This is a genomic window from Streptomyces sp. H27-C3 (assembly GCF_030063415.1).
Lineage (GTDB): Bacteria > Actinomycetota > Actinomycetes > Streptomycetales > Streptomycetaceae > Streptomyces.
Map to the genome: position 1 here is coordinate 51,599 of NZ_JASITA010000021.1, position 19,364 is coordinate 70,962.

19 protein-coding genes are annotated in these 19,364 nt (G+C 71.8%); 11 read left to right on the forward strand and 8 right to left on the reverse strand.

What is annotated here, in order from left to right; genetic code table 11:
* Window positions 1–181: 181 nt before the first annotated feature.
* Entirely contained in the window at window positions 182–1,048 is an 867-nt protein-coding gene (locus QMK30_RS21495; RefSeq protein ID WP_283519972.1) for a DMT family transporter, read from the reverse strand.
* 127 nt (window positions 1,049–1,175) lie between these two features.
* On the opposite strand from QMK30_RS21495, the gene QMK30_RS21500 reads away from it, so the two are divergent.
* Both QMK30_RS21500 and QMK30_RS21505 read left to right on the forward strand, forming a co-directional pair.
* Window positions 1,176–1,454: a hypothetical protein gene (locus tag QMK30_RS21500; protein ID WP_283519907.1), complete on the forward strand. Its 279-nt coding sequence runs from the start codon at window positions 1,176–1,178 to the stop codon at window positions 1,452–1,454.
* Window positions 1,455–1,480: 26 nt separating this feature from the next.
* A complete protein-coding gene (locus QMK30_RS21505; RefSeq protein WP_283519908.1) occupies window positions 1,481–2,677 on the forward strand; it encodes a glutathionylspermidine synthase family protein in 1,197 nt (398 codons plus the stop codon).
* Between the two features lie 169 nt (window positions 2,678–2,846).
* Here the strand turns inward: QMK30_RS21505 and rocD are convergent, their stop codons facing one another.
* Both rocD and QMK30_RS21515 read right to left on the reverse strand, forming a co-directional pair.
* A complete protein-coding gene (gene rocD / locus QMK30_RS21510; RefSeq protein WP_283519973.1) occupies window positions 2,847–4,055 on the reverse strand; it encodes an ornithine--oxo-acid transaminase in 1,209 nt (402 codons plus the stop codon).
* 134 nt (window positions 4,056–4,189) lie between these two features.
* Complete coding sequence (locus QMK30_RS21515) at window positions 4,190–4,960, reverse strand: hypothetical protein (RefSeq protein ID WP_283519909.1); 771 nt, start codon at window positions 4,958–4,960, stop codon at window positions 4,190–4,192.
* Between the two features lie 230 nt (window positions 4,961–5,190).
* On the opposite strand from QMK30_RS21515, the gene trpS reads away from it, so the two are divergent.
* Window positions 5,191–6,204, forward strand: a complete 1,014-nt coding sequence (gene trpS, locus QMK30_RS21520) for a tryptophan--tRNA ligase (RefSeq protein ID WP_283519910.1) — start codon at window positions 5,191–5,193, stop codon at window positions 6,202–6,204.
* A gap of 129 nt (window positions 6,205–6,333) precedes the next feature.
* Window positions 6,334–6,954 carry a 2'-5' RNA ligase family protein gene (locus tag QMK30_RS21525; protein WP_283519911.1) on the forward strand — a complete coding sequence of 207 codons (621 nt, stop codon included), beginning with the start codon at window positions 6,334–6,336 and terminating at the stop codon, window positions 6,952–6,954.
* Between the two features lie 193 nt (window positions 6,955–7,147).
* On the opposite strand, the gene dprE2 is transcribed toward QMK30_RS21525, so the two are convergent.
* Window positions 7,148–7,903, reverse strand: a complete 756-nt coding sequence (gene dprE2 / locus QMK30_RS21530; RefSeq protein WP_283519912.1) for a decaprenylphospho-beta-D-erythro-pentofuranosid-2-ulose 2-reductase — start codon at window positions 7,901–7,903, stop codon at window positions 7,148–7,150.
* A gap of 30 nt (window positions 7,904–7,933) precedes the next feature.
* Window positions 7,934–9,292 carry a decaprenylphosphoryl-beta-D-ribose oxidase gene (gene dprE1 / locus QMK30_RS21535; protein WP_283519913.1) on the reverse strand — a complete coding sequence of 453 codons (1,359 nt, stop codon included), beginning with the start codon at window positions 9,290–9,292 and terminating at the stop codon, window positions 7,934–7,936.
* Between the two features lie 190 nt (window positions 9,293–9,482).
* Here dprE1 and QMK30_RS21540 point away from each other — a divergent pair, with 190 nt between their 5' ends.
* The 4 genes from QMK30_RS21540 to QMK30_RS21555 are packed head-to-tail and all read left to right on the forward strand — an operon-like array spanning window position 9,483 to window position 12,406.
* A complete protein-coding gene (locus QMK30_RS21540; protein ID WP_283519914.1) occupies window positions 9,483–10,031 on the forward strand; it encodes a phosphatase PAP2 family protein in 549 nt (182 codons plus the stop codon).
* Window positions 10,024–11,028, forward strand: coding sequence for a decaprenyl-phosphate phosphoribosyltransferase (locus QMK30_RS21545; protein WP_283519915.1), 1,005 nt, complete (start codon window positions 10,024–10,026; stop codon window positions 11,026–11,028). Before QMK30_RS21540 ends, QMK30_RS21545 begins: the two co-directional genes overlap by 8 nt.
* Complete coding sequence (locus QMK30_RS21550; protein ID WP_283519916.1) at window positions 10,989–11,474, forward strand: GtrA family protein; 486 nt, start codon at window positions 10,989–10,991, stop codon at window positions 11,472–11,474. Before QMK30_RS21545 ends, QMK30_RS21550 begins: the two co-directional genes overlap by 40 nt.
* The gene (locus QMK30_RS21555; RefSeq protein ID WP_283519917.1) at window positions 11,462–12,406 is read left to right on the forward strand and encodes a YihY/virulence factor BrkB family protein; all 945 of its coding nucleotides are present in this window, start codon (window positions 11,462–11,464) and stop codon (window positions 12,404–12,406) included. The genes QMK30_RS21550 and QMK30_RS21555 overlap by 13 nt, the downstream gene beginning before the upstream one ends.
* Here the strand turns inward: QMK30_RS21555 and QMK30_RS21560 are convergent.
* Window positions 12,360–13,784, reverse strand: coding sequence for a DUF5136 domain-containing protein (locus QMK30_RS21560; protein WP_283519918.1), 1,425 nt, complete (start codon window positions 13,782–13,784; stop codon window positions 12,360–12,362). The genes QMK30_RS21555 and QMK30_RS21560 overlap by 47 nt on opposite strands.
* Here QMK30_RS21560 and QMK30_RS21565 point away from each other — a divergent pair.
* The 3 genes from QMK30_RS21565 to QMK30_RS21575 all read left to right on the forward strand — a co-directional run bounded on the left by QMK30_RS21565 (window position 13,723) and on the right by QMK30_RS21575 (window position 16,343).
* Entirely contained in the window at window positions 13,723–13,983 is a 261-nt protein-coding gene (locus QMK30_RS21565) for an SCO4848 family membrane protein (protein WP_283519919.1), read from the forward strand. The genes QMK30_RS21560 and QMK30_RS21565 overlap by 62 nt on opposite strands.
* Window positions 13,977–15,347, forward strand: coding sequence for a metallophosphoesterase (locus QMK30_RS21570; protein WP_283519920.1), 1,371 nt, complete (start codon window positions 13,977–13,979; stop codon window positions 15,345–15,347). The genes QMK30_RS21565 and QMK30_RS21570 overlap by 7 nt, the downstream gene beginning before the upstream one ends.
* Window positions 15,348–15,557: 210 nt before the next feature.
* A complete protein-coding gene (locus tag QMK30_RS21575) occupies window positions 15,558–16,343 on the forward strand; it encodes an ABC transporter substrate-binding protein (RefSeq protein ID WP_502963190.1) in 786 nt (261 codons plus the stop codon).
* Window positions 16,344–16,515: 172 nt separating this feature from the next.
* Here the strand turns inward: QMK30_RS21575 and QMK30_RS21580 are convergent, their stop codons facing one another.
* Window positions 16,516–17,244, reverse strand: a complete 729-nt coding sequence (locus tag QMK30_RS21580) for a TetR/AcrR family transcriptional regulator (RefSeq protein ID WP_502963191.1) — start codon at window positions 17,242–17,244, stop codon at window positions 16,516–16,518.
* On the reverse strand, window positions 17,241–19,328 hold the full coding sequence (locus tag QMK30_RS21585; RefSeq protein WP_283519922.1) for a DUF4132 domain-containing protein: 2,088 nt from the start codon (window positions 19,326–19,328) through the stop codon (window positions 17,241–17,243). The genes QMK30_RS21580 and QMK30_RS21585 overlap by 4 nt, the downstream gene beginning before the upstream one ends.
* Window positions 19,329–19,364: the final 36 nt, after the last annotated feature.

Below are 19,364 nucleotides of genomic sequence, written 5' to 3' on the forward strand. Positions count from 1 at the left end.
CGGCGCGGGCCGTTGATCACTCTCTCGGACGGGAGCAAACGGGGGAGCCCCGGCCGGACGGGGGGACCGACCGGGGCAGTCTGTGGGTGCAGGTCTGAAAGCCTACATAAATATGAACGGTCAACCACTCCGCCGGGTTCCCGGCCGCTGAAACTTTTTTCGGCAGCGACCCCTCAGAGGTTTAACAGGTGGTCCCGGCCCCCTTCTCGGTCTCGTTGTCGGCCGCCGCTGCGACCGGCGCCGCACCGAACCGCGCCAGGGCCAGCGCGCCCGCCACCGCCACCGCGAAACCGAGCACCGCCACCCAGGCCAGGCCCTCGCGCGTACGGTCACCGAGCCAGACCACCCCCACGACGGCGGGGCCGAGTGTCTCGCCGATCACCAGACCGGCCGTCGCGGTGGTCACCGAGCCGCGCTGGAGCGCCGAGGTGAACAGCAGGAACGCCGCGCCGCCGCCGAGCAGCAGTGCGTACAGGGCGGGGTTGGCGAACAGCACCTCCGGCGCCGGATCGTCGATCAGCCGCACCGAAACCGACACCACCCCGAAACCGGTCCCGGCGCCGAAGCCGAGGACCAGCGACCGGGCCGGGTCGCGGAGCCGCCCCGCCAGCGCGCCCGTGACGACCACCGCGCACGCGACGCCGAGCAGGGCGTACGGCAGCGCGCTCGGACCGTTCTCCGTGCCCTCCGGGCCCGAGGAGAGCCCGAGCATCGCCAGGCCCGCACAGACCACCGCGACCGCGCCCCACTCGGTGCGGCTGAGGGGGATTCCCAGCACGCGGGCGGCGACCACCGCCGTGACGGCGAGGCTGCCGGCCTGGGCCGCCTCGACGGCGTAGATCGGGATGGTGAGCAGTGCGAGGATCTGGAGGACGAAGCCGATCAGGTCGAGGGCGAGCCCGGCGACGTACCGCCACTGGCGCAGGGCGCGCAGCAGCAGGGTCACGTCGACGCCGCTGCCGGTGCCGGGCTGCGCGGCGCGGGCCGCGACGGCCTGGAGGACCGAGGCGGTGCCGATGCAGACGGCTGAACAGAGCGCGCAAAACATCCCAAGGAGCACAAAGGGACTCTAGTTGGGGAGGGATCGTGCACCGGGTTCCGGCAGCGGTATCGGGCCATCTAGTCTGTCCGACGGTCTGGAGAGTTTGTTCGAACAACGGGGTAGGGGCCAGGACATGGCGGCAACACGGCGCAAAATGAGGTCGGGCACGGTGCTGCTCGGCGGCATGGGGGTCCTCGCGGCGACCCTCACGGCCTGTGGTTCGGAGCCGGACGAGCGGTGCGTGCACCGGGTCACTCACGAGGTCCTGCCCGACTACGAGTGCGACGACGACGGGAACGGCACGCACTACTACGGGGGCCGCGTCAGCAGCGGCAAGGTCTCCGACGGCAGCTTCGACAAGTCGGCGGTCGACAGCGGCGGCTTCGGGTCCTCCGGCTCCAGCGGCGGCTGACGGATCACGGAACGGATCGCGGAGCGATGAAGCGCCACACGATCGAACCGCGCCCCGGCTGGCAGCAGACCGTCGAGGAACAGGGCTGCATCTACCCCCTGACCCGCTACCCGGACGGCTCGCTGCGCCCGTACTGGGACGAGAGCGCGTACTACGAGTTCTCGCTGCCCGAGGTCGAGGCGATGGAGGAGGTCGTCGAGGAACTGCACACCATGTGCCTGGCCGCCGCCGCGCACATCGTCGAGCGCAGCCGCTTCGCCGACCTCGGCATCACCGACCCGCGACTCGTCTCACGGATCTCCGAGGCCTGGCGCAGGCGCGCCGAACTCCCCTCCCTATACGGCCGGTTCGACCTGCGCTACGACGGCACGGGCCCGGCCAAGATGCTGGAGTACAACGCGGACACCCCCACCTCGCTGGTGGAGGCGGCCAGCCCGCAGTGGTTCTGGATGGAGGAGCGCTTCCCCGGCGCCGACCAGTGGAACTCCCTGCACGAGCGGCTCGTCGACGCGTGGAAGCGGCAGGCCCCGCTGCTGCCGCCTGGCCCGCTGTACTTCGTCCACTCGGACGGCGACGAGCTGGGCGAGGACCTGATGACGGTCGCGTATCTGCGCGAGACCGCCCAACAGGCCGGGATCACCACCGAGGCACTGTCCGTCGAACGGATCGGCTGGGACCGGCTGTCGCGCCGCTTCGTCGACGAGAAGCTGCGCTTCATCCGCAGCTGCTTCAAGCTCTACCCCTGGGAGTGGCTGACCACCGACCGCTTCGGGCCGCACGTCCTGAGCACCCTCGACAACGGCGGCGGCACCGGCGCCACCTGCTGGATCGAGCCGGCCTGGAAGATGCTGCTCTCCAACAAGGCGCTCCTGGCGATCCTTTGGGAGCTCTACCCCGGCCACCCGAACCTGCTCGCCGCGTATCTCGACGGCCCGCGCGAGCTGGCCGCGACCGACGGTCCCGGGTACGTCGCCAAGCCACTGCTCGGCCGGGAGGGCGCGGGCGTCACGATCCACGAGGCGGGCTGGGCGCCGGTCGCCCGCGCGGTGACCGACGCACCCGTCTGCTACCAGGAGTTGGCCCCGCTGCCCGACTTCGACGGCAACCGCGTGGTGCTCGGCGCGTGGGTCGTCGAGAGTGAGGCGGCGGGGCTCGGCATCCGGGAGTCGGCGGGCCTGATCACGGACGAGTACGCCCGCTTTCTCCCGCATGTGATCCTCTAGGGGGTGTCCGGCCGGTCTCCGTGGCGTCGCGGGGTCCGGCACGCACATCCGCGGCGTTGTCGTCGGTCGCCGACGCTCCGCGTCGACTCCCTCCTGCGCCTCGCGGCTCCACGCACCAGCCCCCGCTCCTTCACCCACGGAGATCGGCCGGACACCCCCTGGGAGCCCGTCACTGCTGGGCCAGTACCCCCTTGAGCTGGTCGAGGCCCCAGTCCAGGTCCTCCTTGCTGATCACCAGCGGCGGGGCGATCCGGATCGTCGACCCATGGGTGTCCTTGGCCAGCACACCCCGCCCCATCAGCCGCTCGGAGATCTGCCGGCCGGTGCCGTGCGACGGGACGATGTCGATGCCCGCCCACAGCCCCCGGCCGCGCACCGCGTCGACCGCGCCGCCGCCGACCAGCAGCCCCAGCTCGTGGTGGAGGTGGTCGCCGAGCTCGGTGGCGCGCTGCTGGAACTCGCCGGTGCGCAGCATCGCCACGACCTCCAGCGCGACCGCGCAGGCCAGCGGGTTCCCGCCGAAGGTCGAACCGTGCTCGCCCGGCCGGTACACGCCGAGCACCTCGGCCGACGACACCACGGCGGACACCGGCACGACCCCGCCGCCCAGCGCCTTGCCCAGCAGATACATGTCCGGCACGACGTCCTCGTGCTCGCAGGCGAAGGTCCGGCCCGTCCTGCCGAGCCCCGACTGGATCTCGTCCGCGACGAAGAGCACGTTGCGCGCACGCGTCAGCTCCCGCACGCCCGCGAGATACCCGGCAGGCGGCACGAGCACCCCGGCCTCGCCCTGGATCGGCTCAAGCAGGACGGCCACGGTGTTCTCGGTCATCGCCGCGTCGAGCGCCGTCAGGTCCCCGTACGGGACGATCTCGAAGCCCGGTGTGTACGGGCCGAAGTCGGCCCGCGCCTCGGGATCGGTCGAGAAGCTGACGATGGTGGTCGTACGGCCGTGGAAATTGCCGCCCGCCACAATGATCTTGGCCCGGCCGTCCGGCACGCCCTTGATCCGGTATCCCCACTTGCGGGCGGTCTTCACGGCCGTCTCCACCGCCTCCGCACCGGTGTTCATCGGGAGCACCATCTCCATGCCGCACAACTCGGCGAGCTGCGTACAGAAGTCGGCGAACCGGTCGTGGTGGAAGGCGCGGGAGGTCAGCGTGACTCTGTCCAGCTGGGCCTTGGCCGCGTCGATCAGACGGCGGTTGCCGTGACCGAAGTTGAGCGCCGAGTACCCGGCGAGCATGTCGAGGTAGCGGCGGCCCTCGATGTCGGTCATCCAGGCACCCTCCGCCGAGGCGACGACGATGGGCAGGGGGTGGTAGTTGTGCGCGCTGTGCGCTTCCGCGGAGGCGATGGCAGCAGTGGTGGTCGACACGGGGTCTCCGATCGTCGAGACAATCCATCCGGTGAGGGGCATGGATGGTGCCCCTTTCTATCGTCGCTCGCTCGGACGGCGAAGAAACCTTGTGGCGTGGCGCGCCCGACCGCCGGTTCCGCGGCTCTCCGCGTTCAGAGGTCGATGAGTTGACCGCGCGGCTCCGGCGGGCCCGACCCCCGGGGGGCCCGCCTGCGCCGGAACAGGGTGGCACCGGCGAGCCCCGTCAGGATCCCGGCCGCCAGCCCCGGCACCGCCCACCAGCGGCTCGTACCGCCGCCGGACCCGGCCGGCGCGGTGGCGGCGGGCGACGCGGACGACGGAGGCCCCGGGACGGGCGCGGGGTCCCCCGGGGCGACCGCGGCCGGTCCCGGCACCCCGGGGGAGGCGAAGTCCGGCGGGTGGTCCGCCTCGCCCACGTAGTTGCCGGTGGCCGCCGGGTCGCCCTTCGCCCTGCCCAGGACGCCGAGCCTGCCCAGCAGGGAGTGGAGCCGCGCCGGGGCGTCGGCCAGGTGCCAGCGCTCCACGGCCGGGGAGCCGGAGTCCGTCACCGTGCTGACCCAGACCGGCCCGCCGGACTTCGGCACATGGATCCGGTCGACCCGCCACACGGACACGTCGTGCACCAGCCAGGTGACCGTGATCCTGCGCCATGTCCCGCCCTCGTCGGCCGGTTTGTCGACGACCGGCGGGCGCTTCGGCACCCCGCCGGGCTCCCCGGTGCCCAGGTGCTTCTCCAACTCCGCGTACGTGCCGCTCGACCGGTGGACCGCGTGCGCCTCGCCGCTGACGGGCGAGGTCAGCAGGAGGCTGGTCGGGTCGGCCGCCGCTGCCGGTGGTGCGCACAGCAGCGCCGTCGCGAGCGCGGCCCCGCAGGCGACGGCCAGTCGTCGTAACAGTCGCATGTTCCCCCCATCGGACGCCCGTGCGGACTGCCCGCACGGCCGTGACCCCGTTGGTACACCGTCCGGGCCGCGCGAGTGTCGCGTATCGCACTCCATTGCCGGAAACCGCTCCTGCCGGGCGCTCGGTGCCACCGGGCGGACCGGGCCCGCTGTGTTTCTCGTCTCATTCGCGACCATGTGCGGCGGGCACCGAGAGCAGAGCCGGGTTCCGCACCTGAGAGAATGGGTTCATGGCCTCTGATCGTCCTCGTGTGCTCTCCGGCATCCAGCCCACCGCAGGTTCGTTCCACCTCGGCAACTACCTGGGCGCCGTGCGCCAGTGGGTGGCGTTGCAGGAATCCCACGACGCCTTCTACATGGTGGTCGACCTGCACGCGATCACCATTCCGCAGGACCCCGCCGAGCTGCGCGCCAACACCAGGCTCGCGGTCGCCCAGCTGCTGGCCGCCGGGCTCGATCCGGACCGCTGCACGCTGTTCGTCCAGAGCCAGGTCCCCGAGCACGCCCAGCTCGGCTGGGTCATGAACTGCATCGCCGGTTTCGGTGAGGCCTCGCGCATGACGCAGTTCAAGGACAAGGCCGCCAAGCAGGGCAGCGACCGCGCCACCGTCGGCCTCTTCACGTACCCGATCCTCCAGGTCGCGGACATCCTGCTCTACCAGGCCGATCAGGTCCCGGTCGGCGAGGACCAGCGCCAGCACATCGAGCTGACCCGCGACCTCGCCGAGCGCTTCAACGGCCGCTTCGGCGAGATCTTCACGGTGCCGGCGCCGTACATCCTCAAGGAGACCGGGAAGATCTTCGATCTTCAGGACCCCACCGCGAAGATGAGCAAGTCGGCGTCCAGCCCCAAGGGCCTGATCAACCTGCTCGACGAGCCCAAGGCCACCGCGAAGAAGATCAAGAGCGCGGTCACGGACACCGACACCGTGATCCGCTACGACCCCGTGGACAAGCCGGGCGTCAGTAATCTGCTCTCCATCTACTCCACCCTCACCGGCGCCACCGTCGCCGACCTGGAGAAGAGCTACGAGGGCAAGATGTACGGCGCGCTCAAGACCGACCTCGCCGATGCGATGGTGGAATTCGTCACGCCCTTCAGGAGCCGCACCCAGGAATATCTGGACGACCCGGAGACGCTGGACTCGATCCTGGCCAAGGGGGCCGAGAAGGCCCGCGCGGTGGCCGCGGAGACCCTCGCGCAGGCCTACGACAAGGTCGGCTTCCTGCCCGCGAAGCACTGACGTACCGGCCCGGCCCACCGGCCGGGCCGAAGGCCCGGGTCGATGGACTCTGGCCACAGGGGCGACGCGCCCGCCACACTGCACACTGGCAGCACGACACCGGATGACCGGATGACGGAGGAGAACGACGTGGGGACCGTAACGCTCGGCGTTTCGATCGCGGTCCCGGAGCCGTACGGCAGCCTGCTCCAGGAGCGGCGCGCGAGCTTCGGGGACCCTGCCGCGCACGGCATCCCCACCCACGTCACCCTGCTGCCGCCCACCGAGGTGGACTCCTCGCTGCTGCCCGCCGTCGGGACGCACCTCGCCGCCGTCGCGGCCGCGGGCCGGTCCTTCCCGATGCGGCTGTCCGGCACCGGTACGTTCCGTCCGCTCTCCCCGGTCGTCTTCGTGCAGGTCGTCGAGGGCGCCGCGGCCTGCTCCTGGCTCCAGAAGCGGGTCAGGGACGCGTCGGGCCCGCTCCAGCGCGAGCTGTACTACCCGTACCACCCGCATGTCACCGTCGCGCACGACATCTCCGAGGAGGGGATGGACCGGGCGTACGAAGAGCTCTCCGAGTACGGCGCCCAGTGGTCCTGCTCCGGCTTCGCGCTGTACGAACAGGGCGCGGACGGCGTGTGGCGCAAGCTCTGCGACTACGCCTTCGGGGGCGGCACGGTGCCCGGCGGTGTGCCCGCGCAGAATTCGCCGGTCGACGAGCCCACCACGCCCCGCCGCCCCAACCCCGGGCTCGATGTCAGGGTGCCCTGACCAAGCTGGGGGGTAGGGGTGGCGCCGGCATCGGCCGAGTCGCCTGAGTTCGATCACCCGCCGCACTTGGCCCGCCGACCGGATCACCGCGCTGCTCCTCACCGGAGGCGCGCCGAAGGCGACGGGCGTCCACGGGGTGGCGCTCAGGTCCGCGGGCGCCTGAGCAGGCCGCAGGGGGTCCGGCCGGGATCCCTCAGACCGGCAGGCGCCGGAACAGCGGGCGCGGTGCGTGGCGCAGGGCCGACATGACCAACCGCAGGGCGCCCGGCACCCACACGGTCTCCGAGCGGCGCCGCAGGCCCGTCTCGATGGCCAGCGCCACCGCTTCGGGCGTCGTCGCCAGCGGAGCCTCCGCCAGACCCTCGGTCATCCTCGTCCGTACGAACCCGGGGCGCACGACCATGACATGCACGCCGGTTCCGTGCAGCGCGTCCCCCAGGCCCTGGGCGAAGGCGTCGAGGCCGGCCTTGCTGGACCCGTAGATGAAGTTGGCGCGGCGGGCCCGCTCGGCGGCGACCGACGACAGCACGACCAGCGAGCCGTGGCCCTGCCCCTGGAGGGCGTTGGCGCACACCAGGCCCGCGGAGACGGCCCCCGTGTAGTTGGTCTGCGCGACCCGGACCGCGGCCAGCGGCTCGGCCTCGTCGTGCGCCTGGTCGCCGAGAACGCCGAAGGCCATCAGCACCATGTCGATGTCCCCCTCGGTGAAGACCTTGCCGAGGGTCTCCTCGTGCGACGCGGAGTCGAGCGCGTCGAAGGCGACGGTACGGACGTCGGCGCCCAGGGCGCGCAGCCCGGCCGCCGCCGACTCCAGCGCGGGGGAGGGGCGCCCGGCCAGCCAGACCGTACGGGTGCGGCGGGCCACCAGGCGGCGGGCGGTGGCCAGGCCGATCTCGGACGTACCGCCGAGGACGAGCAGGGACTGCGGGGTGCCGAAGGCGTCCTTCATGAGGAATCTCCTGGAACTCGGTGAATTCGGTCAGAGGGAGAGGCGGCGTGAGAGGTCCGAGGTGAAGAGCGAACCGGGGTCCAATTCGGCGCGCAGCGCGCGGAATTCAGCCAGCCGCGGATACATCCGCGCCAGCATTTCGGGGCGCAGCCGCGCGTCCTTGGCCAGATAGACCCGGCCGTCGGCGCCCGCGACCTCCTCGTCCAGCTCGTCGAGAAACGCCCCGAGCCCCGGCATGTTCGCGGGGATGTCCAGCGCCAGCGTCCAGCCGGGCAGCGGGAAGGACAGCCAGCCGGGGTCGCCCTCCCCGAACCGCTTGAGAACGGCGAGGAACGACGGGCACCGGCGCTCCGAGATGCGCCGCACGATCCGGCGCAGCGTCTCCTCCTGCCCGTACCCGACGACGAACTGGTACTGGACGAACCCGCCGCGCCCGTAGATCCGGTTCCAGTGCGGAACGCCGTCCAGCGGGTGGAAGAACGTCGACAGCTTCTGGAGCTCGCCGACCCGCGAACGCGGCGCCCTGCGGTACCAGAGCTCGTTGAACAGGCCCACCGAGGACCGCCCCAGCAGCCCTTCGGGTACGAAGGCGGGCGCGGCCGGGAGCCGGCCGGGGCGGAACGCGAGCGGAGCGCGGCGGGCGCGCGCCGGGAGCGCGTCCAGCGGCGCGTGCTCCCCCCGGGTCAGGACCGAGCGCCCCATCGCCGCGCCGCGCGCCAGGAGGTCGATCCAGGCGACCGAGTAGCGGTAGCGGTGGTCGGTGGCGGTGAGCCTGGCCATCAGGTCGTCCAGATCAGTGGCCCGTTCGGTGTCCACCGACATCAACGAGGTCTCGACGGGCAGGAGTTGGATCGTGGCGGCGAGGATCACGCCCGTCAGTCCCATCGCGCCCGCCGTCGCGTCGAAGAGCCCGGTGCCTGCCGGGACCGTGCGTACCTCACCGTCCGCGGTGAGGAGTTCGAACGACAGGACGTGACGGCAGAAGGAGCCCGAGCCGTGGTGGTTCTTGCCGTGGATGTCCGCGCCGATCGCGCCGCCCACGGTCACATAGCGGGTCCCGGGCGTCACCGGCACGAACCAGCCGAGCGGCAGCAGCACCTCCATCAGCCGGTGCAGACTCACGCCCGCTTCGCACACCACGACGCCCGTACGGGCGTCGACCGTATGGACGCGGTTCAGGCCGGTCATATCGAGGACGGACCCGCCCGCGTTCTGCGCGGCGTCGCCGTACGCCCGGCCGAGGCCGCGGGCGATGCCACCGCGTGCGCCGAGCGTCCCGCAGGCGCGGACGGCGGCTGCCGCCTCCTCGTACGTACGCGGGCGGACCAGGCGGGTGGTCGTCGGGGCGGTGCGGCCCCAACCGGTCACTGAGACGGTGTCGACAGACATGACGATGACCGTATCGCTCGCAACTGTTCCATTTGAGCAAAAGGTCCCCTTCGGGCCCGCCGGGCTGAGCGAAACGGGTGATTGAGGGGGTGTTGTCATTAATATCCCCGATTAGTGGGCTTTATCGATGAGAGTCGCCCTCGGCCTGCGTCCGATCCACCGGGCCACCGCTACCGAAGAGGGGTGACAGATGCGAGACGTCGATCGCCGTCTGCTGTCGGCGATGCGGGACTGTGGAACAGACCCGCACCTGGCCGCCGCCGCACGCGGCCTCTCCTGGTGCGGTGAGCACGGAGCCGTCTGGATCGCCGCCGGACTCGTGGGCGCCGCCGCCGACTGGGAGCGCCGCGACGCCTGGCTGCGCGGTACGGCCCTCATCGGCGCCGCGCACCTGGCGAGCATGGCCGTCAAACTGGCCGTACGCCGCCCCCGCCCCCAACTGCCCTCCCGGGAACCCCTGGTGCGTACCGCGGGCCTGCACTCCTTTCCCAGCTCGCACGCCACGTCGGCGGCGGCAGCCGTGGTCGCCTTCGGCGCGCTGACCCCGCTGGGCAGACACGTCGTACCGCCGCTGGCCGCCGCGATGTGCGTGTCCCGGCTCGTCGTCGGGGTCCACTACCCGACGGACGTGGTGGCGGGCGCGCTGCTCGGCGGGGTGATGGCCGCGCTGGGGGCGGCGTGGATGACAGGACCGGCAGGGCTACCGGCCATCGTCGACGGGAGAGCCGCCCATGTCTGAGCGCACCACCACAGCAGCCACCGCGGAGGCCGCAGCGGGGGTGACCACGACAGCCGCCGCGCTCGTCGAGCGGCCCGTACACGCCACACCGGCGTCCGGGCCCGGACGCCGCCCGCTCGGCCTGCCCGCCGGGCTGCTGCGCACCGCACGGCCCCGCCAGTGGGTCAAGAACGCCCTCGTGGTGGCCGCGCCCGCCGCCGCCGGAGAGCTGGCATCCCGGCACGCCCTCACCCAACTGATTCTGGTCTTCGTGCTGTTCACGGCAGCCGCGTCCGCCGTGTACCTGATCAATGACGCGCGCGACGCCGAGGCCGACCGCGCGCACCCCGTCAAGTGCCGCCGCCCCGTCGCCGCCGGTCAGGTGCCGGTGTCCGTCGCGTACGGCGTCGGCGGGCTGCTCGCCGTCCTGGTCCCCGTCGCCGCCGCGCTGCTGTGCAACCCGATGACGGCCGCGCTGCTCGCGGCGTACGTCCTGATGCAACTCGCCTACTGCGTCTCGCTCAAACACGTCCTCGTCGTCGACCTGGTCGTCGTCACCACCGGTTTCCTGATGCGCGCGATGATCGGCGGGGTGGCCCTGTCCATCCCGCTCTCCCGCTGGTTCCTGATCACCGCCGGGTTCGGCGCGCTCTTCATGGTGTCCGCCAAGCGCTACTCGGAAGCCGTGCACATGGCAGACAAGGGCGGCGCGACGCGGGCGCTGCTCAGCGAATACACCACCGGCTACCTGCGCTTCGTATGGCAGCTCGCGGCCGGTGTCGCCGTACTCGGGTACTGCCTGTGGGCGCTGGAGAGCGGCGGCACGGCCAACGGCAGCCTGCTGCCCTGGCGCCAGCTGTCGATGATCGCCTTCATCCTCGCCGTGCTGCGCTACGCCGTCTTCGCCGACCGGGGCACGGCGGGCGCCCCCGAGGACGTGGTCCTGCGCGACAGGGCGCTGGCGGTGATCGGGCTCGTATGGGTGGCGATGTACGCGCTGGCGGTCGCGGACCTGTGAGGGTGAGCGGCACGCCACGGGCGAGCAGGCGGGAGATCGGCGGCTTCGCCGCCGTCGGGCTGTGCGCGTACACCGCCGACCTGGGGCTCTTCATCTGGCTGCGCGGGCCCCTCGGCTGGGACCCGCTCAGCGCGAAGGCCGTCGCGTTCCTGGCCGGCTGCGCGGTCGCGTACGTCGGCAACGCGGTCGGCACCTACCGGGGGAGGGCCGCGCAGGTCTCCAGACTCCGCCAGTACGGGATCTTCTTCGCCGTCAATGTCGCCGGCGCTCTGGTGCAGCTGCTGTGCATCGGCGTCTCGCACTACGGCCTCGGGCTCACCTCGCCTCGGGCCGACACACTCTCCGGAGCGGTCGTCGGCATGGGGCTCGCCACCTGCCTGCGTTTCTGGGGCACACGGACGCTGGTTTTCCGCTCGGAGGGTAGAGGGACTTCATGGACTGGTTGAAGAAGCTGCCTGTCATCGGCCCTTTGGTGACGCGGCTGATGACCACGCACGCGTGGCGCACGTACGAAACCCTCGATCGGGTGCACTGGTCCCGGCTGGCCGCCGCGATCACGTTCATCAGTTTCCTGGCGCTCTTCCCGCTGATCACCGTGGCCGCCGCGATCGGCGCAGCGCTGCTCTCCGCCGATCGGCTCAAGAGCCTGGAGGACAAGTTGTCCGACCAGGTGCCCGGCATCGCCGATCAGCTCGACCTCGGCTCCCTGGTGGACAACGCGGGCACCGTCGGACTCGTCGCCGGCGCGCTGCTCCTGTTCACCGGCATCGGCTGGGTCGGCTCCATGCGGGAATGCCTGCGGGCCGTGTGGGAGCTGGACGACGACGAGGGCAACCCGTTGCTGCGCAAGCTCAAGGACGGCGGTGTGCTGCTCGGCCTCGGCGCGGTCGGGCTCGCCTCGATGGCCGCCTCCTCCATCGGGTCGACCGCCGTCGGCTGGACCGCCGACCAACTCGGCATCTCGGAGAGCGGCGCGGGCGGAGTGCTTCTCCAGATCCTCGCACTCGCGCTCGCGGTCGCCGCGGACTTCGTCCTGCTGCTCTACATCCTGACCCTGCTGCCGGGAGTGCACCCGGCCAGGCACCGGCTGATCACCGCCGGGCTCATCGGCGCGGTCGGCTTCGAGCTGCTCAAGCTGCTGCTCGGCGGCTATATGAAGGGCATCGCGGCGAAGAGCGTGTACGGCGCCTTCGGGGTGCCGATCGCACTCCTGCTGTGGATCAGCTTCACCGCGAAGCTGCTGCTGTGCTGCGCCGCCTGGACGGCGACACGGCACAGCAGCGAACGCGACGCCGAGGCCCCGGAGACGACCGGGACCGAAGCGGAGAGTGTCAGCGGCGGCGGCGCCCCAGGGCGGCCAGCGGCCAGCGCCGGTTGATCAGGAGCACACCGGCGGCGAGCAGCACCAGCGCGCCGCCCGAGATGGCGAGCGCGATCCCGACGCCGCTGGCCCCACCGTCCGTCGCGGCGAGCTCCGAGGGACCCACGTGGTTGGCCGAGTCCTGGCCGGCCGGCGGGGCGCCCTTGGTGCTGCCGGTCTTCGCCGACTTGGGCGCGACCAGCTCACCGACCGGGGTGACCTTCCCGGCCGCGGCGAAGCCCCAGTCGAGGAGACGCGCGCTCTCCTTGTAGACGGCGTGGCTCTCGTTCGCCGACGGGTTCATGACGGTGACGAGCAGCACCCGCTCGCCGCGCTGCGCGACCCCGGTGAAGGTCGTCCCCGCATGCGTGGTGCTGCCGTTCTTGACGCCCGCGATGCCCTTGTACGGCTCGATGCCCGCATCGCCCGTCAGCAGGCGGTTGGTGTTCTGGATCCCGAAGCTCCCGCGCTTCTTCCCCTTCTTCTCTTCACCCGGGAACTGCGCGCTCGCCGTTGACGCGTACTCGCGGAAGTCCTTCTTCTGCATTCCACTGCGGGCGATGAGCGTCAGGTCGTACGCGCTGCTGACCTGGTCCTTGGCGTCGTAACCGTCGGGCGACACCACATTCGTGTCCAGCGCCTGGAGCTCCTCGGCGTGCTTCTGCATGTCCCGAACGGTCTGGGGCACGCCGTCGTTCATCGCGGACAGCACATGCACCGCGTCATTGCCCGAGCGCAGGAACACCCCGAGCCACAGGTCGTGGACCGTGTAGGTCTGGTCCTCCTTGATGCCGACCAGGCTGCTGCCCTCGCCCATGCCCGCGAGGTCGGAGTCCTTGACCTTGCGGATCTGCGTCTTGGGCAGCCGGGGCAGCACGGTGTCCGCGAAGAGCATCTTCATGGTGGAGGCGGGCGGCAGCCGCCAGTGGGCATTGTTCGCGGCGAGCACGTCGCCCGTCTGGGCGTCCGCGACGATCCATGAACGGCCGCTCAGCTCCATGGGCAGGACCGGGGCGCCCGCCCCCAGCTTCACCTGCACACCCGGGCTGCCCAGCTGGGTCCCGCCGACCGTGGACATCGCGGCCGGCGGTTTCGGGTGCTTCTTGGCGCCGGGCTTGTCGTCCGCGGGGGCCGCGTGCGCGGGTGCGGCGAAGAGAGCGGGAAGCAGCGCGGCGGAGAGGACCGTCAGAGCGGTCTTTTTAACGGCAGACACGCACGAGAACGTACATGGCTCGACCATGGAACCCGACACGGCGGGGGTGACCCGCCGCGCTCGCCGCCGGGACGGCCCACCCCGGAGCAGCGGGCCTGGCGACAGTGGCGATACTGAGCTCATGAAGCTCAGCCGCCCCGTCTCCTGGTTCCTGCTCGCCTTCGGGGTGTGGAGCTGGTTCATCTGGATCACTTTCGTCAAGAACCTGTGGAAGGACGGCAGCGGGCTCGCTTTTGACGACGCGGGTGACCCGACCACGTACTTCTGGGTGCATCTGCTGCTCGCGATTACTTCCTTTCTCCTGGGGACGGTCGTTGGGGTGCTCGGGTTCCGTGGAGTGCGGTATCTGCGCCGCGAGCGCACCCAGGCGCAGACGTGGTAGTCGTCGGCGTTCTTCTCGGGCTCGTGGTCGTGGCCCTGCTGGCCGGGGTGCACTGGTACGTGTGGCGGCGGCTGGTCCGCGACACGACGGCGCCGGCCGGCCGGCCGCGCCGGGCGGGCACCGTGACCCTGGTGGTGCTGCCGCTGCTGATGCTGGGCGCGCTCGTCTCGGGGCGCGCGGGTGCGCCGTTCTGGTTCCAGCAGGTGGTCGCGTGGCCGGGGTACCTGTGGCTGGCCGTGCTGCTCTATCTGACGCCGGCCCTGCTGGTGGGCGAGGCGGTACGGCCGCTGCTGCGGCGGGTGCCGGCGCGGCGGGACGCGGGTGCGGGTGTCGGCTCCTCACCGGTCCCGGTCGTCCCGCCCGTTCCCGAGGCGGCTCAGGCCGGACCGGACGCGGGGTCCGACGTCGCGCCGGACGCCGGGGCCAACACCACGGGTGCGGTGACGGCGTTGGCCCGCCGAGCGGGCACGAACACGGACGCCGACACCGACACCGCCGTACGAACTTCCGCGCCTGCGGGCACGACCCTGGCGCAGGGCCCCACCCGGCGGCTCTTCGTGTCGCGGGTGGTCGGCGGGGCCGCCGCCGCCGCCGCGCTCGGCACCGTCGGCTACGGGACGTACGGCGTACTGCGCGGTCCGCGCGTGAAGCGGGTCACCGTGCCGCTCGCCAAACTCGCGCGCGGCGCCCACGGGTTCAGGATCGCCGTCGTCAGCGACGTCCACCTCGGGCCGGTCCTCGGGCGCGCGCACACCCAGCGCATCGTCGACACCATCAACGCGACCCAGCCCGACCTGGTGGCCGTCGTCGGCGACCTCGTCGACGGCAGCGTCGCCGACCTGGGGTCCGCCGCCGAGCCGCTCGCCGGGCTCAAGTCCCGCCACGGCACGTACTTCGTCACCGGCAACCACGAGTACTTCTCGGGGGCCGGCGAGTGGGTCGACCACGTCCGTGAGCTCGGCATGCGGCCCCTGGAGAACGACCGCGTCGAGATCGCCGGCTTCGACCTCGCCGGGGTCAACGACATCGCGGGCGAATCCGAGGGCCAGGGCCCCGACTTCGTACGGGCGCTGGGTGACCGGGACCGCAGCCGCGCGTCGGTGCTCCTCGCGCACCAGCCCGTCGTCATCCACGACGCGGTCCGCTACGACGTCGGCCTCCAGCTGTCCGGACACACCCACGGCGGCCAGCTCTGGCCGGGCCCGCTGATCGCGGCGCAGGCCAATCCGACCCTCGCGGGCCTGGAGCGGTACGGCGACACACAGCTGTACGTCTCGCGCGGCGCGGGTGCCTGGGGGCCTCCGGTACGGGTCGGCGCGGACTCCGACATCACGGTTGTGGAGCTCGCTTCGAAGCAGGCGTGAGAGGCCCTTCCGGCGTGGAGACGAAGGTGTGTCTCACTCGCCGGAAGGGTGTCTGCGCGGTACAACTTCCCCTTCCACATGTGTAGTTCGTGTGATTGGGTGAGCTTCGTCACGGGGGGCCGACCTGCGGATTTTCCGCACGCCGGCCAGGGGTGGGGCGACGAAGAGAGCACGGCAGATGCGGTCGATCCGGGTTCGGATTCTGGCAACGTGCGTCATAGTTCTGGGGGCCGGAGTGGGTGGCTGGCAGCTGCTGCCGACCAGTGGCGACAGCCCAGGGCCATCAAGGTCGGGACGACGGACCAAGTATCCGGTCTCGACCCCGCCGGGTCGTACGACGCCGGTTCCTGGTCGCTCTACAGCAACCTGTACCAGTCGCTGCTGACCTTCGAGCCGGGCTCCGCCGTGCCGGTCCCCGACGCCGCGAGCAGCTGCCGCTTCCTCGGCGAGAAGCTCCGCACGTACCAGTGCGAACTGCGCGAGGACCTGACCTTCTCCAACGGCGACGCGCTCACCGCGCAGGACGTCAAGTACTCCTTCGACCGGATGCGGACGGTCGACGTCGGGGACGCGTCCAGCCCCAAGGCCCTGTTCGAGTCACTGGCTTCGGTCAAGGCCAGCGGAAACAGGATCACCTTCACCCTGCGCACCGGCGACGCCACCTTCCCGTTCAAGGTGGCCACCGGCGCGGGTGCGATCGTCGACCACACCGAGTACTCGGCGAAGCAACTGCGCACCGGAGACACGGTGGTGGCGTCCGGCCCGTACGTCCTCAAGGAGTACAAGGCCGGTGTCAGCGCCCGGTTGGAGCCCAATCCCTCGTACAAGGGGGCGTTGAAGAAGACCGGGACGCCCATCGAGATCCGGTACTACAAGGAGGCGGAGCAGCTCAACGCGGCGTGGAAGGCCAAGCAGGTCGACGTATCGCACCGGCAGATGCCGCCGCGTGGTGGGGCTCCGCCCCAGACCCCGGTCCTCAAGCGCCGGACAGGCTGAGGATGCGCAGCATCCGGAACACCTCGAGCCCGTCCGGCACTTGAGGACACGCCCGCAGGGCGTCCCGGGGGTCTGGGGGCTTGCCCACAGTTACGGGAAGGGGCGGGTAGGGGAACAGCGCCGCAGGCAACCCGCACCCGCCCACGCACCCGCACCGCACCCGCCGCACCCCCTACCCCCCGGCCCCACCCCTCGGCGCAAACTCCACCAGCAGCTCATGCACCTGCCGAACCAACGGCCGCAGCACCCGGAACCGCGACACCCCAATCGCCCGCGCGGCCAATGGCGCGACCCGCTCCACCAGCCGGCGGCTCCGGCTTGAGCCCTTCGAGCGGTCGTACACCCAGAACAGCACGAGCCCCATCTGCAGCAGCCACATCAACTGCGGCAACTCTTCGGCCAGTTCCGGATCCGCCCTGGTCCTGGACCCGGCCAGCACCTGCTCCTGGAGCGAGATCGACGCGTCGCGCGCCGGCGTGGACTCCGTGGAGAAAGGGCTGAGCGGACTCTCGGGATCGGCGGCGTTCTTGAAGAACTGCGCCGCGAACCGGTGGTACGGCTCCGCCACGTCCAGCCACGCCAGCAGCACCCCGCGGATGCGCGCAGCCAGTTCGTCCTCGCCGGCCAGGACCGGCACGACCGCCGCCCGGTGCTCGCTGGTGAGCCGGTCGTAGAAGCCCTGGACCAGGTGCTCCTTGGAGGAGAAGTAGTAGTAGGCGTTGCCCACGGAGACCCCCGCCTCCTGGGCGATGGCCCGCATCGTCGTCCTGTCGTACCCGTTCTCCTGGAAGAGCCGGAGCGCGGTCTCCAGAATCAGGGCGCGGGTCTGCTCGCTCTTGGGGGCCTTCGCTTCCTTCACAAGAGCCGAGCCTAATCGCGCGGCCGTCGCCCCCGCGCTCAGCCCGCCCGCCGCACCGGACCGGTGATCGTCCGGTCCGCGATCCGGTCGTCGTCGGCCAGCAGAAAGGCCTTCGCCAGGATCACCGAGAGCAGCCCGCCGTCCTCCTCGAAGGGCAGGAACACCGCCTCCGGCGTGGGGTCCGCCACGATGCGCAGATGGGCGTCGTCCGGCTCCAGCAGGATGTTGCCCGAGCCGAGATGGATCCGGTACGTCCGCAACTCGCCCCGGACCCGCAGCCAGCGGTCCGTCAGCTCCGTGCGGTCCGCGATCCGGGTGCGCGGCAGCAACAGCGCCAGCGCCTCCCGGCGGATCCGCGCGGACTCGGTGAGCTCGCCGAACGCCCAGTCGTTCCAGTACGTGTCGTACACCCGGTCCCAGTCCTGCTCCTGGCCCCGGTCCCGGTCGAGGTCCTCGCCGCGCCCCTGCCACTGCGGATCCGCGCCGATCGACGCCGCCCCGATGAACAGATCCACGTCCCGCGCTGCCTCCGACCTGGCCCGCTCGGGGACGTCGGTGAGCCCGGCCCGCTCCCACGCGCCCCGCAGCCCGCGGCGCCGCTCGAAGCACAGCCGGCCGGTGGAGCAGAGCGCGGCGAGGCCGCCGTCGGACTGCTGCTGGTCGACCAGGGCGAGGGTGAACCCGGCCCGCCAGGACTCGCCGTCCGAGGGGTGCAGCTCCCCGGGGCGCGGCAGCTCGCGCAGCATCCGGGTCTGCTGCCCCTCGCTGAAGAAGCCGAGCTGGGGCCCGGCCCAGCCGCGCTCCACCATCAGCGCTCTCGCCCGCGGGTAGTGCAGGATGTGCGCGGCGAAGCGCTCCGAATGCGTGCCGGTGTCCCGCTCCGCCGGGGTGAGCCGGTGCACCTCGCGGAACACCTGCGGGAAGGGCTGGCGCAGCCCCCGGCCGACCAGCTCCGCCCGCCACTCGCCGGTGTCGTCGGGCGAGGCCCGCACCGGGTGCCACAGCCGTAGCAGCGCCCCATCGGCGACCGGCACGGCGGTGCCGTTGGCGCCGGCCAGCGCCCAGCCGCCGCCCGTACGCTCGGGCAGCCCCGCCGTCCAGCCGGTGCCGCCGTCCGTGCTGATCTCCCAGACCAGGGCGCGGGCGAGCGACCCGGTCACCGGATGGTCGATGTAGTACGGCTCCCAGTCCGCCCGGCCCCAGCGGGTGCCCGCCATCAGATGCTCCTCCAGGCGCCCCCGCTCGACGGGCAGCAGCGCACGCAGCTGCTTCAACGCCTCTCGCATACCGGCCAGTTCCAGCCCGTGCTCGTCGCGCACCGGCTTGGGGGCCGACCTCAGGACGCGCCCCTGCGGCCCCCGGAAGCCGAGTGACGCGGTGCCGGGTGTGCTGATCGACAGCGCCGCCGTGTACGCGCCGAGCGGCTCGTCCCTGATGCCCCGCGCGTCGAGCCCGAACGTGGGCACGGCACGCTCCCTGATCATCGAAGGCGTCAGCCCGCTGCGCTCGGCGACGGCCTCCAGGGACTTGGCGACGCCCTTCAGCACGGTCCTGTTGCGTACGGTGCCCTTCAGCCGCCCGAGTGCCTGCGCGGCCTGCGTGCCCTGGGCCCCGCCGAACTCGCCGAGGACCCCGACCGCGCTGGTCGCGATCCGGCCGTTGCGGCAGGTCCCGCCCGAACCACCCAGGCCCGTGGCCGCGTTGAGCGCCACGCCACCGACCGAGGGCACCACCCACTCCGCGCCGAGGTCCGCGGCGGCCCACAGCAGCCCACGCACCAGCGTCTCATTGGCCTCGCTCGCGATGCCGGGTGCGCGCGCCTCGCCCGCCACCGGCGACAGCCCGGTCACCGGATGCTCCCGCTGCCCCGCCATCCCGTCGAGCAGCACCCGGACGATCTCCTCCCCGCGCTCCGCGCCCGCCAGCAGCGCGGCGGCCTCCCGGCGCCACCGCTTGGTGGCCCGCACCTTGCCCTGCGTCGCGCAGTGCGCGAGGAACGCGGTCGCGCCCGGCGAGGCGAGCAGCCCGACGTGCGCGGCGCGCATGGCCGGACCGAAGTCGTCGTACGCGTCGAGCAGCTCCGCCGGGAGCCCCGTGCCCCCCGGGCCGTCCGTCGTCGTCCCCATCGTGACCGTCCCCTCCCCGAACCTCTGCATTGAAGG

What these genes read in the sequence shown, in the direction of transcription:
- trpS (WP_283519910.1), top strand. Translation starts at nt 5,191, where the DNA reads ATGGCCTCTGATCGTCCTCGTGTGCTCTCCGGCATCCAGCCCACCGCA.
- dprE2 (WP_283519912.1), bottom strand. Translation starts at nt 7,903, where the DNA reads ATGAAGGACGCCTTCGGCACCCCGCAGTCCCTGCTCGTCCTCGGCGGT.
- QMK30_RS21585 (WP_283519922.1), bottom strand. Translation starts at nt 19,328, where the DNA reads ATGGGGACGACGACGGACGGCCCGGGGGGCACGGGGCTCCCGGCGGAG.
- QMK30_RS21560 (WP_283519918.1), bottom strand. Translation starts at nt 13,784, where the DNA reads ATGAACCAGCTCCACACCCCGAAGGCGAGCAGGAACCAGGAGACGGGG.
- QMK30_RS21515 (WP_283519909.1), bottom strand. Translation starts at nt 4,960, where the DNA reads ATGCGACTGTTACGACGACTGGCCGTCGCCTGCGGGGCCGCGCTCGCG.
- QMK30_RS21505 (WP_283519908.1), top strand. Translation starts at nt 1,481, where the DNA reads ATGAAGCGCCACACGATCGAACCGCGCCCCGGCTGGCAGCAGACCGTC.
- dprE1 (WP_283519913.1), bottom strand. Translation starts at nt 9,292, where the DNA reads ATGTCTGTCGACACCGTCTCAGTGACCGGTTGGGGCCGCACCGCCCCG.
- QMK30_RS21550 (WP_283519916.1), top strand. Translation starts at nt 10,989, where the DNA reads ATGGGTGGCGATGTACGCGCTGGCGGTCGCGGACCTGTGAGGGTGAGC.
- QMK30_RS21545 (WP_283519915.1), top strand. Translation starts at nt 10,024, where the DNA reads ATGTCTGAGCGCACCACCACAGCAGCCACCGCGGAGGCCGCAGCGGGG.
- QMK30_RS21565 (WP_283519919.1), top strand. Translation starts at nt 13,723, where the DNA reads ATGAAGCTCAGCCGCCCCGTCTCCTGGTTCCTGCTCGCCTTCGGGGTG.
- QMK30_RS21495 (WP_283519972.1), bottom strand. Translation starts at nt 1,048, where the DNA reads ATGTTTTGCGCGCTCTGTTCAGCCGTCTGCATCGGCACCGCCTCGGTC.
- QMK30_RS21540 (WP_283519914.1), top strand. Translation starts at nt 9,483, where the DNA reads ATGCGAGACGTCGATCGCCGTCTGCTGTCGGCGATGCGGGACTGTGGA.
- QMK30_RS21555 (WP_283519917.1), top strand. Translation starts at nt 11,462, where the DNA reads ATGGACTGGTTGAAGAAGCTGCCTGTCATCGGCCCTTTGGTGACGCGG.
- QMK30_RS21500 (WP_283519907.1), top strand. Translation starts at nt 1,176, where the DNA reads ATGGCGGCAACACGGCGCAAAATGAGGTCGGGCACGGTGCTGCTCGGC.